10 protein-coding genes are annotated in these 13,716 nt (G+C 70.6%); 5 read left to right on the forward strand and 5 right to left on the reverse strand.

Going from position 1 to position 13,716, the window contains the following annotated elements; all coding sequences use genetic code 11:
- Positions 1 to 308: 308 nt before the first annotated feature.
- The 3 genes from ilvD to pgi all read right to left on the reverse strand — a co-directional run bounded on the left by ilvD (position 309) and on the right by pgi (position 5,711).
- Positions 309 to 2,159: a dihydroxy-acid dehydratase gene (gene ilvD / locus SLNSH_RS05120; protein WP_106335590.1), complete on the reverse strand. Its 1,851-nt coding sequence runs from the start codon at positions 2,157 to 2,159 to the stop codon at positions 309 to 311.
- A gap of 372 nt (positions 2,160 to 2,531) precedes the next feature.
- Positions 2,532 to 3,560 carry an aldo/keto reductase gene (locus tag SLNSH_RS05125; protein ID WP_106335591.1) on the reverse strand — a complete coding sequence of 343 codons (1,029 nt, stop codon included), beginning with the start codon at positions 3,558 to 3,560 and terminating at the stop codon, positions 2,532 to 2,534.
- 528 nt (positions 3,561 to 4,088) lie between these two features.
- Positions 4,089 to 5,711: a glucose-6-phosphate isomerase gene (gene pgi / locus SLNSH_RS05130; RefSeq protein WP_106335592.1), complete on the reverse strand. Its 1,623-nt coding sequence runs from the start codon at positions 5,709 to 5,711 to the stop codon at positions 4,089 to 4,091.
- Positions 5,712 to 5,909: 198 nt separating this feature from the next.
- Here pgi and SLNSH_RS05135 point away from each other — a divergent pair, with 198 nt between their 5' ends.
- The 3 genes from SLNSH_RS05135 (at position 5,910) to SLNSH_RS05145 (ending at position 9,150) form a co-directional block, all read left to right on the forward strand.
- Positions 5,910 to 7,862, forward strand: coding sequence for a DEAD/DEAH box helicase (locus SLNSH_RS05135; protein ID WP_106335593.1), 1,953 nt, complete (start codon positions 5,910 to 5,912; stop codon positions 7,860 to 7,862).
- Between the two features lie 353 nt (positions 7,863 to 8,215).
- Positions 8,216 to 8,878, forward strand: coding sequence for a nucleotide-binding protein (locus SLNSH_RS05140; RefSeq protein WP_106335594.1), 663 nt, complete (start codon positions 8,216 to 8,218; stop codon positions 8,876 to 8,878).
- Entirely contained in the window at positions 8,875 to 9,150 is a 276-nt protein-coding gene (locus SLNSH_RS05145) for a hypothetical protein (RefSeq protein ID WP_106335595.1), read from the forward strand. Before SLNSH_RS05140 ends, SLNSH_RS05145 begins: the two co-directional genes overlap by 4 nt.
- On the opposite strand, the gene treZ is transcribed toward SLNSH_RS05145, so the two are convergent.
- The gene (gene treZ, locus SLNSH_RS05150; protein ID WP_106335674.1) at positions 9,140 to 10,978 is read right to left on the reverse strand and encodes a malto-oligosyltrehalose trehalohydrolase; all 1,839 of its coding nucleotides are present in this window, start codon (positions 10,976 to 10,978) and stop codon (positions 9,140 to 9,142) included. The genes SLNSH_RS05145 and treZ overlap by 11 nt on opposite strands.
- A gap of 254 nt (positions 10,979 to 11,232) precedes the next feature.
- On the opposite strand from treZ, the gene SLNSH_RS05155 reads away from it, so the two are divergent.
- Positions 11,233 to 11,592, forward strand: a complete 360-nt coding sequence (locus tag SLNSH_RS05155) for a hypothetical protein (protein ID WP_196240213.1) — start codon at positions 11,233 to 11,235, stop codon at positions 11,590 to 11,592.
- Positions 11,593 to 11,841: 249 nt separating this feature from the next.
- Here the strand turns inward: SLNSH_RS05155 and SLNSH_RS05160 are convergent, their stop codons facing one another.
- Positions 11,842 to 12,432 (reverse strand): TetR/AcrR family transcriptional regulator, encoded by a 591-nt coding sequence (locus SLNSH_RS05160; protein WP_106335596.1) that lies wholly within the window; start codon positions 12,430 to 12,432, stop codon positions 11,842 to 11,844.
- Positions 12,433 to 12,591: 159 nt separating this feature from the next.
- Here SLNSH_RS05160 and SLNSH_RS05165 point away from each other — a divergent pair, with 159 nt between their 5' ends.
- Entirely contained in the window at positions 12,592 to 13,710 is a 1,119-nt protein-coding gene (locus tag SLNSH_RS05165; RefSeq protein WP_106335597.1) for an efflux RND transporter periplasmic adaptor subunit, read from the forward strand.
- Positions 13,711 to 13,716 lie beyond the last annotated feature (6 nt).

Here is a 13,716-nt window from a genome sequence, read left to right on the forward strand (position 1 = left end):
AAGCGTTTGACCACGCTCCGAGTTCCCGGCCTGTCGCCAGGGCGCGCCCCGGCGACCGCCACACGGGGCGTTGGCACTATATTATCGGCCATTAACAATCTGGCGTGCATGCCTTCGCGCCGCGGTCGTTCAAGTGGGTCACGGTCGGCGCGCATTCGCCGCCGAACAGCCTCCCCGCGATGATGGTCCGGGTGGTCGACGCGGGGCCGCGCGTGCTGCGCCTGCAGGGGCAGGAACAGTCGTCGACTTCGTGGGTGTGGACCACGGTGGCCGGCGCGCCCGTGCGGAGGCGCCGCGCCGACTAGCGGTTATTCCGGTACGACGCGCACCGCGCCCTTGGCGGCGCTGGTGGTGAGGGCCGCGTAGGCCTTCAGCGCCATGGAGACCTTGCGCTCGCGCGTGGCCGGCTTCCAGGCCTGCGGGCCGCGAGCCTCCATCTCCTGCCTGCGCCGGTCGAGTTCGGCCTGGGGCACGGCGAGGTTGATGGTGCGGTTCGGGATGTCGATCTCGATCGTGTCGCCGGTCTGCACCAGGCCGATCAGGCCGCCCTCCGCCGCCTCCGGCGAGCAGTGGCCGATGGAGAGGCCCGAGCTGCCGCCCGAGAAGCGGCCGTCCGTGACCAGCGCGCAGGCCTTCCCGAGGCCGCGGGACTTCAGATAGCTCGTCGGGTAGAGCATCTCCTGCATGCCGGGGCCGCCGCGCGGGCCTTCGTAGATGATGACCACCACCTCGCCGGGCTTCACGTCGCCGCCCAGGATGCCCTTCACGGCCAAATCCTGGCTCTCGAAGACGCGGGCGGGGCCGGTGAACTTCAGGATGCTGGCGTCCACGCCGGCCGTCTTCACGATGCAGCCGTCGAGCGCGATGTTGCCGGTGAGCACGGCGAGGCCGCCGTCCCGGGAATAAGCGTGCTCCATGTCGCGGATGACGCCGTTCTGGCGGTCGAGATCGAGGTCGTCGTAGCGGCGGCTCTGGCTGAAGGCCGTCTGCGACGGCACGCCGCCCGGCGCGGCGCGGTAGAAGGTGCGCACGGTCTCGCTCTCCGTGCGGGAGATGTCCCAGCGGGCGATGGCGTCAGCGAGGCTCGGGCTATGGACGGAGCCCACGCTCGTGTCGATGAGGCCCGCCTTCTCGAGCTGGCCCAGGATCGCCATGATGCCTCCGGCGCGGTGCACGTCCTCCATGTGGACGTTGGCGACCGACGGGGCGACCTTGCAGAGCACGGGCACGCGGCGGGACAGCCGGTCGATGTCCGCCATGGTGAAGTCGACCTTGGCCTCGAAGGCCGCCGCCAGCAGGTGCAGCACGGTGTTGGTGGAGCCCCCCATGGCGATGTCGAGCGTCATGGCGTTCTCGAACGCCTTGAAGTTCGCGATATTGCGCGGCAGCACGCTGGCGTCGTCCTGCTCGTAGTAGCGGCGCGCCAGGTCCACCACGAGGTGGCCGGCCTCCACGAACAGGCGCTCGCGGTCGGCGTGGGTGGCGAGGGTGGAGCCGTTGCCGGGCAGCGCCAGGCCGAGCGCCTCGGTGAGGCAGTTCATGGAGTTGGCCGTGAACATGCCCGAGCAGGAGCCGCAGGTCGGGCAGGCCGAGCGCTCGATGACCTTGACCTCCTCGTCCGACACCTTGTCGTCGGCCGCCGCGATCATGGCGTCGATGAGGTCGACCTTGCGCGTCGTGTTGCCGGCGGACTCGGCGATGTACTTGCCGGCCTCCATGGGGCCGCCCGAGACGAAGACCACCGGGATGTTGAGGCGCAGCGCCGCCATCAGCATGCCGGGGGTGATCTTGTCGCAGTTGGAGATGCACACCAGCGCGTCGGCGCAGTGGGCGTTGACCATGTACTCGACGCTGTCGGCGATGATCTCGCGCGAGGGCAGGCTGTAGAGCATGCCGTCGTGGCCCATGGCGATGCCGTCGTCCACCGCGATAGTGTTGAACTCCTTGGCGACGCCGCCGGCCTTCTCGATCTCGCGCGCCACCAGTTGGCCGAGGTCCTTCAGGTGCACGTGGCCGGGCACGAACTGGGTGAAGGAGTTGGCGATCGCGATGATCGGCTTGCCGAAGTCGCTGTCCTTCATGCCGGTGGCGCGCCACAGGCCGCGGGCGCCGGCCATGTTGCGACCGTGGGTGGTGGTGCGGGAACGATAAGCGGGCACGGGGCGATCCTCGGGCGGAGTTTTTCTCGGGCAGGAGGTCTACCTCAACCTGTCCCGAAATGAAATCGCCGGATCGCCGCGCCGGCGCATGCCAGATACGAACGCCGGAAGGGGTCGCCGCGAACGAATGTTGCTGAGGCCTGTCCGATCGCCGCGCCTGCCTTGCCGAGGAAGTTCCGCCGTCATCCCCGGCCGGAGCGGCGAAGCCGCGGAGGGGAAGGGGATCCAGGGCAAACGCGCTCTCCCCTGGATCCCCTTCCCGACCCGCTGCGCGGGTCGCCGGGGATGACGGAAGGGATGGCTGGAGGTCCAGGCGCGCGGCCCTGGGTTGCTTCGTCGCTGCGCTCCTCGCAATGACGGAGCCTTAATCCGTTAGGGCGTCGGAGCGTCCTGCGCCAGGAGGCCTTCGCCCTTCAGCTCCGACCACAGCGCCGGCGGGATGGCGGCGTTGACGTCCGCCGCGTTGGCGCGGATCTCGCCCGGCTTCACGGCGCCGATCACCACCGAGATGACGGCCGGGTGCGCGGCCGCGAAGGCGAGCGCGGCCTGCCGCAGGGGGACGCCGTGGCGGGCGCAGACGGCCTCGATGCGGCGGACGCGCTCGAGGATGTCGGCGGGCGCCGGGGCGTAGTTGAACTTGGCGCCCGGCGCGGCGCCGGTCGCCAGGATGCCCGAGTTGAATACCCCGCCCAGCATGACGCCGACCTTCTTCTGCACGGCGAGCGGCAGGAACTCCTCCAGCGCGGGCTGCTCCAGCAGGGAATAGCGCCCGGCCAGCAGGGTGACGTCGAAATCACCCTCGCGCAGGAAGCGGGCCGACACGTCGGCCTCGTTGATCCCCACCCCGATCGCCTTGCAGAAGCCCGTCCGGCGCAGCTCGTCCAGCGCCCGGTAGGCGCCGCCCATGGCCTCGCCGAAGCGGCGCTCGAAGTCGCTCCCGTGGGTCCAGACGTCGACGTCGTGAATGAGCAGGATGTCGATGCGGTCGAAGCCTGTGCGCAGGAGCGACTGCTCAACGGAGCGCATCGTGCCGTCATAGGAGTAGTCGAAACGCGCCCGGTGCGGGAAACCACCGGCGAAGCCGGGCGAGATCACGTCGTCGCGCGGCTTCTCGACGGCGGAGAACGGGTCCATCACCCGGCCGACCTTGGTGGAGAACACGACGCTGTCCCGGGGGAAGCGACGCAAAACCGCGCCGCAGCGGACCTCCGCGAGGCCGTTGCCGTAGTGGGGCGAGGCGTCGAACAGGGTGACGCCCGCGTCATGCGCGGCCTCCAGGGTGGCCAGCGCCTCGCGCTCGTCCAGGCGCTCGTAGAGGTCGCCCAACGGGGCGGCGCCGAAGCCCATCAGGCTCACGTCGAGCCTGGCCCCATGCGGCGTGATGAAGGAGCGGGTTTGCATGGCGGCGGACCTCCCAGGATCGTTTGTTGCCCCATGCTTAGCGGGATTTACGCCCGGCGCGAAGCGCGTGGACTGTACGCACGCCAAAGCTTTTCCGCACGCCGAAGAAAACTCGCCATCATCCCCGGCCGGAGCGGCGACGCCGCGGAGGGGGAGGGATCCAGGGCCATGAGCGCGTTCCCCTGGATCCCCTTCCCGGCTTGCTGCGCAAGCCGCCGGGGATGACGGCGGAAACGCCGCCGCCCTGGCGAGGAGCGGAGCGACGCGCGAAGTCGGCGCGAAGCGCCACCCTCCCCTGCGAGGGGGAGGGTCGACGGCCGAAGGCCGGCGGGGAGGGGTGACCCGCGCCCGGCGAGGGCGCGTGCAGGCGCTGGCAGGACCTGAGCGCCACGCCCGGCGCCACCCCACCCCGCCGCTGCGCGGCGACCCTCCCCCTCGAGGGGAGGGTGTGGCGTGCGATGCTCCCGTCCATGCGAGGAGCGGAGCGACGAAGCGTTACAGGGGCGGAGGGGCGCGCGCCTGCGCCGCCTAACCCTGCAAGGCCCGCAGGGCCTCGGCGAGGCCCTTGGTGCTGGCGGGCGCGTCCGCCTTTTCGCCGGTGACGAGCGGCAGGAAGGCCGTCGCCAGCTCCTTGCCGAGCTCCACGCCCCACTGGTCGTAGGCGTTGATGTCGTAGATGGCGGCTTCGACGAAGACGCGGTGCTCGTAGAGCGCGATGATCGCCCCGAGCGTGGCGGGATCCAGCTTGCGGTACAGGATCGTCACCGACGGCCGGTCGCCGGGGAACACGCGGTGCGGCGCGACGCGGTCGGCGTCGGCCTCCGAGCGGCCCATGGCGAGCAGCTGGTCGCGGGCCTGGTCGCGGGTGCGGCCGCGCATCAGGGCCTCCGACTGGGCGAGGCAGTTGGCGACCAGCATGGCGTGCATGTCGGCGTGATCGGGCTCGTGGCCCTCCGCCCCGACCAGGAACTCGGCCGGGATCACGTCCGTGCCCTGGTGCAGCAGCTGGTAGAAGGCGTGCTGGCCGTTGGTGCCGGGCTCGCCCCAGACCAGCGGGCCTGTGGGCCACCGCACAGGAGCGCCGTCACGGGTCACGCTCTTGCCGTTGGACTCCATCTCGAGCTGCTGCAGGTAGGCCGGCAGGCGGACGAGGCGCTGCTCGTAGGGCAGCACGGCCCGGGCGGGGTAGCCGCAGCCGTTGCGGTGCCACACGCCGACGAGCCCCATCAGCACGGGCAGGTTGTCGGCGAGCGGCGCCGTGCGGAAATGCTCGTCCATGGCGCGGGCGCCGCCCAGGAATGCGCGGAAATTCGCCTCGCCGACCGCCATGACGATCGACAGGCCGATGCTGGACCACAGCGAATAGCGGCCGCCGACCCAATCCCAGAAGCCGAACATGCGGTCGGCCCCGATGCCGAAGGCCTCGACATGCTTAAGGGCCGTGGACACGGCGCAGAAGTGGTCCTTCACGGCCGCCTCGCCCAGCGCCTTCGCCACCCAGGCGCGGGCGGCCTGGGCGTTGGCCATGGTCTCGGCCGTGGTGAAGGTCTTGGAGGCCACGATGAAGAGGGTGGTGGCCGGGTCCAGGCTCTTGAGGGTGTCCGCCAGGTGGGCCGGGTCCACGTTGGACACGAAATGGGTGCGAGGGCCGTCGTGATAGGGCGCGAGCGCCAGGGTCGCCATCACCGGCCCGAGGTCCGAGCCGCCGATGCCGATGTTGACCACGTCGGTGATGCCGGCGCCGCCAGAGCCCTTCACCGCGCCGGAGCGCACGCTCTCCGCAAAGGCGCAGACGCGGCCGAGCTCCTTCGTCACTTCCGGCATGACGTCCCGGCCGTCCACGGCGATGGGGCGGTCGGGCGCGTTGCGCAGGGCCACGTGGAGGACGCTGCGGCTCTCGGTGTTGTTGATCGTCTCGCCGCCGAACATGGCGTCGCGGCGGCCTTCGACGTCGCAGGCGCGCGCGAGCGCGAGAAGCTGGCCGAGCGACCGGGTCGTCAGGGCCGTCTTGGAGAAGTCCAGCGTGAGGCCGGCCGCCCGGCGCGAGAAAGAGGCGAAACGGCCAGAATCCTGCTCGAAAAGCGGGGCAATGGCGGGTTTGGCGGCAGCCGCCTGCTTCAGGGCGGCGAAAAGGGCCTGTCGATCCGTCATGGAATACCTATTCGTCAATGTTTACCGGCCGTCGCGCCTTGGGTCGCATAGGGATCAGGATCTGTCCAGACGCCCGAACGGTTGACGGGGCGGCCCATGGCGGATAGCGCTCTCAGCACACTCAAGCGCCTCCTCCAGACGCCCCCTTCCGCCCGCCCGCAGGCCGAAGGCCCCTGCCCGTTTCCCGATCGGACCCGTATGCCCTTCCCCACGACCCACCCAAGCGTCGCCCGCGCCCTCGCCGAGCGAGGGTACGAGGAGCCCACAGCCGTCCAGGCCGCCGTGCTGGCGCCGGAGGCGCAGGACAGGGACCTGCTCGTCTCTGCGCAGACGGGCTCGGGCAAGACGGTGGCGTTCGGGCTCGCGCTCGTGTCCACGCTCCTGGGCGAGGCCGAGCGCTTCGGGGCGCCCGCGGAGCCGCTGGCGCTGGTGATCGCGCCCACGCGCGAGCTCGCCCTGCAGGTGCAGCGGGAGCTCGCGTGGCTCTACGCGCCCGCGGGCGCGCGCATCATCTCGTGCGTGGGCGGCATGGACGTGCGGCGCGAGGCGCGGGCGCTGGCGGACGGGTGCCACGTCGTGGTGGGCACGCCCGGGCGCCTGCGCGACCACCTCGAGCGCGGACGCCTGGACCCGTCGCAGTTCCGCGCGGTCGTGCTCGACGAGGCGGACGAGATGCTGGACCTGGGGTTCCGGGAGGACCTGGAGTTCATCCTGGACGCCGCCCCGGTGGAGCGGCGGACGTTGCTGTTCTCCGCCACCATCGCCAAGGACATCGCGATCCTGGCCAAGCGGTTCCAGCGCGACGCGTTCCGCATCGACACCGTCGACCGCAGCCAGCCGCATGCGGACATCGACTACAAGGCCGTTAGGGTCGCCCCGAGCGAGACCGAGCACGCCGTCGTGAACGTGCTCCGTTATTTCGACGCCCACGCCGCCATCGTGTTCTGCCACACGCGCGAAGCGGTGCGGAAGCTGCACGGCAGCCTGGCCGAGCGCGGCTTCGCGGCCGTCGCCCTGTCGGGCGAGATGGGCCAGAACGAGCGCAACCACGCCCTGCAGGCGCTGCGCGACGGGCGCGCCCGGGTCTGCGTGGCGACGGACGTGGCGGCGCGCGGCATCGACCTGCCGGGGCTCGACCTCGTGATCCACGCCGAGCTGCCGCGCGGGCGCGACGCGCTGCTCCATCGCAGCGGCCGCACGGGCCGGGCCGGGCGCAAGGGCGTTTGCGTGCTGATCGTGCCGTTCAACCGGCGGCGCCGGGCCGAGATGCTCCTGGACCAGGCCGGCGTAGAAGCGCAGTGGCTCGGGCCGCCCTCCGCCGAGCAGGTGCGCCAGCGGGACCAGGAGCGCCTGCTGCAGGACCCGGTGTTCGCCGACGAGAGCTCGGAGGAGGACGTCGCCACCGCGCGCCTGCTGCTTGCGCAGCACTCGGCGGAGGACATCGCGGCCGCTTTCGTGCGCTCGATGCGCTCGCGCCTGCCCGAGCCGGAGGAGGTGTATGACGGCGGCCCGCAGCGCGAGGGGCCGGCCCGGGAGCGGCGCGGCCGCGAGGCGCGGGAGTCCGACGAGCCGCGCTCGTCCTACGACCCACTCAAGGCGGAGCGCGGCCCCTCGGGGCCGACGGTCTGGTTCCGGCTGAGCATCGGCCGGCGCAACAACGCCGACCCGCGCTGGCTCCTGCCGATCATCTGCCGCCGCGGGCACATCACCAAGAAGGAGATCGGGGCGATCCGCATCTTCGACCGGGAGACGCGCTTCGAGGTGGCCGAGGAGGCCGCGGATCGCTTCGCCGAGGTGGCGCTGGGCAAGGGCGGCAAGGGCGAGGACATCCGCATCGACCGGAGCGAGGCGCCGGAATTCGGCGACCGCGAGCGGTCCGAGGGCGGGCGCAACCGGCCGCCGCGGCGCTTCCGGGACGGGCCCGAGGGCGAGCGCCCGGACGGGCGGCGCGAACGCGGGCCACGGCCGGACTTCGCGGGCGAGAAGCCTCCGTTCAAGCCGCGGCGGCCGCGCGAGGACGGGGCGGAGAAGCCGCCTTTCGCCAAGGCGGCGCGGTTCGACAAGGCCGCGGGCAAGCCCGGCAAGGACGCCGACAAGCGCCGGCCGATGGGGCCGAAGCGGGCCCACAAGGCGGACAAGCGCAAGGGCTGAGCCCGGGAGCGCGAGCCCGCCCTCTCCCCGCTAGCCGGGAGAGGCTTGGGGTGAGGGACGCGCACCTCCTCCGTCTTCCCGAGGATCGCAGCGACCAAGCCATCCATTTGGCCGAGCGTGCGGCTCTTTCCAGCATCGCGCCCCCGGCCCTGGATTGCTTCGCTGCGCTCGCAATGACGGAAAAGGCGCTCTGCGCCAGCTTCTTCCCTTCCCGGTAAATAGGTCCGAAGCCCCATCCACTGAGTCCGTGGCGCCACAGCGGCGCCGCATGATGGTGGACAGCGGCGGGGCGCGGTGGCGCCGCGGCGCCGCGGCGGCGTAATTTCTCCTGGCGAATCAGGAGGCCGGGTCCGGTGCGGACGATCACGCTTGTCACCCAGAAGGGCGGAACGGGAAAAACAACTATCGCGGCCTCGCTGGCGGTCGCCGCCGCTGCGGCCGGAGAGACCGTGGTGGCGCTCGACCTCGACGCGCAGGGATCGCTGGCCGGCTGGGGCGGCGCGCGCGGCACGGATACGGTGGCGGTGGACCAGGTGGGGCCGGAATACCTGCCGCGCCTGCCCGAGGTGCTGAAGGCCTTGAAGAACCGGGGGTTCACCCTCGCCATCCTGGACACGGCGGGCGTGGAGAACACGGGCGGCAACCTCGCCATGAAGGCGGCGACGCTGTGCCTCGTTCCGGCGCGGCCGTCGCGGCTCGACCTGCAGGCCACCCTGCCGACGCTGGAGTCGCTGGTGCGGCTCGGCATGCGCGAACGCTTCGCCTTCGTGCTCAACCAGTGCCCTGCGGGGCGCGGCACGCGCGCCTCCGAAGCCGCGCGCGGGCTCTCCGAGTTCGGCGTGCTGGCGGATCCGCCGCTCGCCCTGCGCGCCGACCACCAGGACGCCATGGCGACCGGGTTGGGCGTCACCGAATACGCCGGCAAAGGCAAGGCTGCGGAGGAGATCCGCACCCTGTGGTCCTGGGTCGACCAGAAGATGAAGGCCAAGCCTTCCCGGAAAGGACTGAACGCGTGAGCAAGCGCCCCTCCATCCTCGGCGAGCTGAAACTCGCGCCCACGGCGCCCGCAAAGGCCGTCCCGCCCGCGAAGGCCGCGCCGACCCGCAAGGAGCGGCCGGACGTGATCCACACCAGCATCTACCTGCCGAAGCCCGTGTATCTGAAGCTGCGCGAGATCGCCTACGTCACAGACCAGAAGATCCACGACGTGATCATGGAGGGCGTGGACGCCGCCCTGAAGCAATACGGGCACCCCTCCGTGGCGGAGTTGAAGGCCGCTAAGGGCTAGCCGGCTCCTCCAGCCACCAGGCGACGGACCACGGGCCGAGGCGGCCCCCAGCGGCCTCGCCCTGCACGAAGAGCGGTGAGCCTGCGGGCAGGCCGGGCGCCTTGCGCCCCTCCGCGCTCAGGTTGGCGAACAGCCGCAGGGAGCCGCCTCCCGCGAGATCCCAGGCGACGGCCACCGCGCCGGGGCCGAGCGCCTGCGAGCGCCCTCCCCGCCTGATGTCGCGCAGGCGCGGGACGATGCGCTCGCGGCGCAGCGCGAGCAGGCGCCGGTAGAACTCCAGGCGCCGGGCGTGCGCGGGCTCCTCAAGCGCCTCCCAGTCGAGCTTGGCGGAGATGAAGGTGGCCTCGGCCGTCGGATCGGGGATGCGCCGGCGGGCCGACTCGTCGCGGAACTCCGGGAAGCGGGCGAACTCCTCGCGCCGGCCCTTGCGCACCGCCTCGCCAAGCTCCTCGCCGAAGCCGCAGAAGAAAGGAAAAGGCCGCGTCGTTCCCCATTCCTCGCCCATGAACAGCATGGGGATCTGGGGGGAGAGGAGAACCACCGCCATGGCGGCCTCCACGGCCTCGGGCCGGGCGGAGGCGGCGATGCGGTCGCCGAAGGCCCGGTTGCCGACCTGGTCATGGTTCTGCAGGAAGGCCACGAAGGCGGTGGGCGGCAGCGCGCCGCTGGGAGCGCCGCGGGCGGAGCCGCGGTAGCTCATCATCTCGCCCTGGAAGGCGAAGCCTTCGGCGAGGGCGCGGGCCAGCTTGGCGTCGTCGCCGGCGTATTCGGCGTAGTAGCCCGCGGACTCGCCCATGACGGCCGTGTGCAGCACGTGGTGGACGTCGTCGTTCCACTGGGCGGTGAAAAAGCGAGGGCGCAGGGTCTCGTCGCGCACGAGCAGGTCCGGCGTGTTCTCCTCGTTCTCCAGCACCAGGTGGATGTGCCGGCCGGTGACCTCCTCCCTGACGCGGCGGGCGATTTCGTGCAGGAGGTGCTCGCCGCTGTCGTCCATGATGGCGTGGACGGCGTCGAGGCGCAGGCCGTCGAACCGGTACTCCTCGAGCCAGTAGAGCGCGTTCTCGACGGCGAAGTCGCGGATGGGACGGCTGTCGGGGCCGTCATAGTCGATGCCCTTGCCCCAAGGGCTCTTGTGCCGGTCGGTGAAGACGGGGGCGTAGAGGGGCAGGTAGTTCCCGTCCGGGCCGAAGTGGTTGTAGATCACGTCGAGGAAGACCATGAGGCCGCGCTCGTGCGCGGCGTCGACCAGCGCCTTCAGGTCCTCGGGGCGGCCATAGGCCGAATCCGGCGCATAGGGCAGGACGCCGTCGTAGCCCCAGTTGCGGACGCCGCCGAAGTCGCCCACCGGCATCAGCTCGATCGCGGTCGCGCCCAGGCGGGCGACGTGGTCGAGCTTGCCGATGGCGGCACGGAACGTGCCCTCGGGCGTGAAGGCGCCGACGTGAAGCTCGTAGAGGACGCAGTCCTCCCAAGGACGGCCAGTCCAGTCGTTGACGCGCCAGCGGAAGGCGGCCGGATCGACGACCTCGCTTGGACCATGAACGTCCTCAGGCTGGAAGCGGGAGGCCGGATCTGGGATGCGGGTTCCGTCCGCCGTCAGGAAGCCGTACCGGGCTCCGGCCCGCAGGCCCGGCGCAAAGGCCGACAGCCACCCGCCCGGCTCCGCCACCATGGGGACCGGGTCGGCGTTCTCCAGAATGAGCCGCAGTTTCGGTTGCTTCGGAGCCCAAATCCGGAATCGGACGCCGTCAGGCGTCACGCGCGCGCCGAACGGCAGATCGCGAAAGGAGCAGGCCGCGAGCGGCCCCGCGCCGCGCGTCCTCGCCATCATTGGGGAATCGTATTGGCTGCTCATGGAACGCCCCGCGCCAAGCGTGGCTTAATGCGCTCTTCCGGACCGGGTTCCGCAGCCCCAAGTCTCTCATACGGAAAGGCACGGATTGCGAATATCAGGAGTTAAGCGTCCTAGATCAGCCCTGCCAACCAGCGACGCCGCTGAAAACGCGGGGCACCCCTGATCTTGTTGCAGTGCACAAAGCAGAGGTGTAGCCTTATATCGCCGGTCTGACGATGGAGAGACCCGTGCCGCCCAAGGCCCTTCCCCGCGACCCCCGCCCGTTGCGCGTACGCCACGAGCCGCCGACGCTCGAGGAGGCCGTGTTCGCCGCCCAGGGACTGACGGACGATGTCGACCAGCAGACCGACATCGTGGCCGGCCTGATGGAGCTCCCGCCGGACGAGGTGCGCCCGCAAGTGGCGAAGCTGGTGGCCGAGGCAGCCAAGCAGGCCAAGCCCACTCTTGGGCTGAACCGCATGACCGCCACGGTGGAGACCCGCACCGGGGCGCCTCGGACCGTGGTGGTGGAGAAGACCCGCCGCTTCAAGGTGTCGGTCCCGCCCAGGACCGTGATTGACCTGACCCGGCGAGGCGCGACCAACTAGGCGCGAAGCGCCCTTCCGCTGTCATCTGCAGCTAGCCTCTGGCTTGGCTTGTAGCGGATCGTGTGCGCCGTCATCCCCGGCGCTCCGCAGGCGCGGGAAGGGTATCCAGGGGCCAGGCGCGCATGGCTCTGGATCCCCTTCCCCTCCGCCGCTGCGCGGCTCCGGCCGGGGATGACCGCTGGAAAGCTTGAGCGCTGCGTTTTGGGGGCGCCCAGGCCCAACCAGGCTCTTGCTCAACGAGACTCTTGCTCAACGAGTCTCTTCGCTCTCGCCCGCCTCGCGAATTCCGAAGTCCAGCAGGCGCTTGACTGCCGCTTCGATCCGCACGCGGTCCTGGGGGCTCACAGGACTTAGGCTGTGCATGTCGAGGCTGCCGAGCGCCTCCACGGCGAGCCAGGCCACCATGGCGGCGTCCGGATCCTCCGAGGTCGCCTTGATGGCCTGCCATTCGTCCGCGATCAGGGACCGGACGGGGTCGAGCAGGCCTGGGTTTTCGGCGAGCGCCGCCAGCATGCCGCTGGCGACCTCCTGGGCGGCCCCGCTTCGCACCTTCAGCGAGACGGCGCACGCAAGACGAGCCTCCAGGTTGCGGCGCTCGGCGATTTGGCTGCGGAGAGCCTCCTTCTCGGCGCGACCCTCGCCGATCATGCGCTCCACCATCGCGGCGAGCAGCGCGTCCTTGCTGGGGAAGTTGTAGAGGAGCCCACCCTTGCTGAGGCCGGCGCGCTGGGCCACGGCGTCCAGGGTCAGCTTGCCCGCCCCGACCTCGCAGACGATTTCCGAGGCGGCGTCGAGAATACGGTCCCGCGAATTGGAGCGCGTTCGGCGCGGCGGGATCATCGGGCTGCTTTCGTCAATTGAGGGCTAGCCCCCTTGAACTGTACCGTCTGGTCGGTTTATACAGCTGCCCTCGACCGTCATGCAAGCGCCGCGAACAGGCGCGAAGGTCGCACTCCAAGCTCAAATCGGCGCAGAACCGATCCACTGAACGGACCCCCCATGAAGCGACGCCTCGTCGTGACCCTCGTCTTCGTCCTGGCCATCGGCCTGTGCGCTGGACTGGTCTGGTTCAACTTCTTCCGCGACAAGATGATCGCGCAGTTCTTCGCCAACATGCAGCGGCCCGCCCAGACCGTGTCGTCGGCCGAGGCCAAGGCGACGACCTGGACGCCGGGCATCATGGCGATCGGCAGCGCCCGGGCCGTGAACGGCGTCGAGCTCGCGGTCGAGATGGGCGGCGTGGTCAAGGAGATCCGCTTCAAGGCCAACCAGCACTTCAACGAAGGCGACCTGGTGGTCCAGCTCGACGACTCGGTCGAGCGCGCCGACCTCGTGGACGCGCAGGCGGCCGTGAAGCTCAGCGAGGCGAACCTCGAGCGCTCGACGGCGCTGCGCCAGCGCGGCTTCGACACGCAGGCGGCCTTCGACCAGGTCACGGCCCAGCTGGCCACCGCGCGGTCGCGCCTGCAGCGCATCCAGGCGGTGATCGACCAGAAGGCCCTCAAGGCGCCCTTCAGCGGCACGATCGGCATTCCGCGCATCAACCCCGGCCAGTATCTCCAGGCGGGCGCCGTGGTGGCGACCTACCAGAACCTGCAGTCCATGAAGGTGGACTTCACGGTTCCCGAGCAGATGATCTCCAAGGTGAAGGTGGGCCAGCCCGTCCGGTTCGGGGTGACCGAAAACGACCTGTCCAAGGTGGGCAAGATCATCGGCATCGACCCGCGCGTCGACCCGCAGACGCGGCTCGTGTCCGTGCAGGCGCTGATCGACGACAACAAGGACGAGAGCATCATCCCCGGCCAGTTCCTGCGCGTGCGGATCGAGCTGCCGCAGGAGCCGAACATCGTGTCCGTGCCGCAGACGGCGGTGATCTCCAGCCTGTACGGCGACTACGTGTACACGATCGAGGAGCAGAAGGCCGGCGAGAAGACCCAGCAGATCGTCAAGCAGGTGTTCGTCAAGGCCGGACGGCGCGAAGGCAAGATGGTGGAGATCGTCTCCGGCGTCGCGGCCGGCCAGAAGGTCGTGGCCTCCGGCCAGAACAAGCTGACGGCGGGCGCCCCGGTGCGGATCGACAACACGATCGACATCACCCAGCTGGCCTCCGGGCGGTAAGGGGGC

The sequence above is a fragment of the Alsobacter soli genome (assembly GCF_003004785.1).
GTDB lineage: Bacteria > Pseudomonadota > Alphaproteobacteria > Rhizobiales > Beijerinckiaceae > Alsobacter > Alsobacter soli.